Origin of the sequence: Streptomyces katrae (genome assembly GCF_000966975.1) — a bacterium.
In the GTDB taxonomy this organism is placed as follows: Bacteria; Actinomycetota; Actinomycetes; order Streptomycetales; family Streptomycetaceae; genus Streptomyces; species Streptomyces katrae.
The window spans coordinates 1-1,197 of sequence record NZ_JZWV01000971.1; the positions used below are offsets into that span (position 1 = coordinate 1).

Here is a 1,197-nt window from a genome sequence, read left to right on the forward strand (position 1 = left end):
GGGTGAAGGTGTACGAAGACCCCGACGAGCTGTTCGCGGACTGCGACGTGGTGGCCTTCGCCCTGCCCCCGGACGTCCAGGCCCCCCTGGCCGTCCGCGCGGCCGCCGCCGGCTGCCACCTGCTGCTCGACAAGCCCGTCGCCACGACGGTCGCCGACGCCCGCGCCGTCGCCGACGCCGCCACCGCCCACGGCGTCGCCTCCGTCGTCTTCCTCACGCTCCGCTTCGCCGAACCCACCGCCGGATGGGTCCTCGACCAGGCCAAGCGCAGCGGCTGGTTCACCGCCTCCGCCCACTGGCTCGGCGCCGTCTACCCGCCCGACGGCGAGCCCAGCGCGTACGCCGAATCGCCCTGGCGCAAGGCCAAGGGCGGGCTGTGGGACGTCGGCCCGCACGCGCTGTCCGTCCTGATCCCGGTCCTGGGCGACGTCACCGCCGTCACCGCCGGCCGCGGACCGTCCGACCTGGTCCAGCTCGCCCTGCGGCACGCCTCGGGGGCGGCCAGCACCGCCGTCCTCAGCCTGAGCGCACCGCGCGCGGCGGCCGGGGTGGGGCTGGAGCTGCGCGGAGCCGAGGGAGTCTTCTCCCTGCCCGACTGGAGCGACGTCCCCGGCGCGTACGGGCGCGCCCTCGACGCCGTCCTCACCGCCGCCCGTACGGGCGTCCCGGACCCGCGCGGGGCGGAGTTCGGCGCCCGTCTGACGGAGATCCTGGCGGAGGCGGAGTCCCAGCTGGCGGCGGCCGCCCCCGTCATTTGATGAGGGCGTTGGCGACGATGATGGCCAGGCCGATGGTGGCGTCGGCCAGGCCGATGAGCAGCGCGGACCCGATCCGGTAGCCGACCCGGATCGCCACGAAGGAGCCCCACGCGAAGAGCAGCGCGGTGTTCAGCCCGAGCCCGACGGCGGTCACCCCGTACGACTCCCAGTGCGCGATCCCGGCGGCGACCAGCAGCAGCACGGTGGGCAGGGTGGCCGCGATCATCGGCCACTCGTTCCACAGCGCCCGCACCAGCAACCGCCACCGGTGCGCCGCCGACCCGGACCGGTGGGTGGTCATGTGGTGCGAGTAGCCGTGCGCGAGCCCGGCGGTGGCGGCGGTGACGAGGACCCAGCTGGCGTCGTAGAAGGGGGTGTACTCCCCGCCCTTCTGATCGAGCGCCGCCAACAGCCCACTGGCCAGCACGGTCCCGTACAC

At 75.0% G+C, this 1,197-nt stretch carries 2 protein-coding genes; one reads left to right on the plus strand and one right to left on the minus strand.

The features are described from left to right. Positions 1-758, plus strand: a 758-nt coding sequence (locus VR44_RS30645; RefSeq protein ID WP_045950880.1) for a Gfo/Idh/MocA family oxidoreductase, incomplete at its 5' end; no start/stop codon positions are given. On the opposite strand, the gene VR44_RS30650 is transcribed toward VR44_RS30645, so the two are convergent. After that, on the minus strand, positions 751-1,197 hold a 447-nt coding region (locus VR44_RS30650; protein ID WP_052713904.1), incomplete at its 5' end, for a hypothetical protein. The two genes, VR44_RS30645 and VR44_RS30650, sit on opposite strands and share 8 nt — an antisense overlap.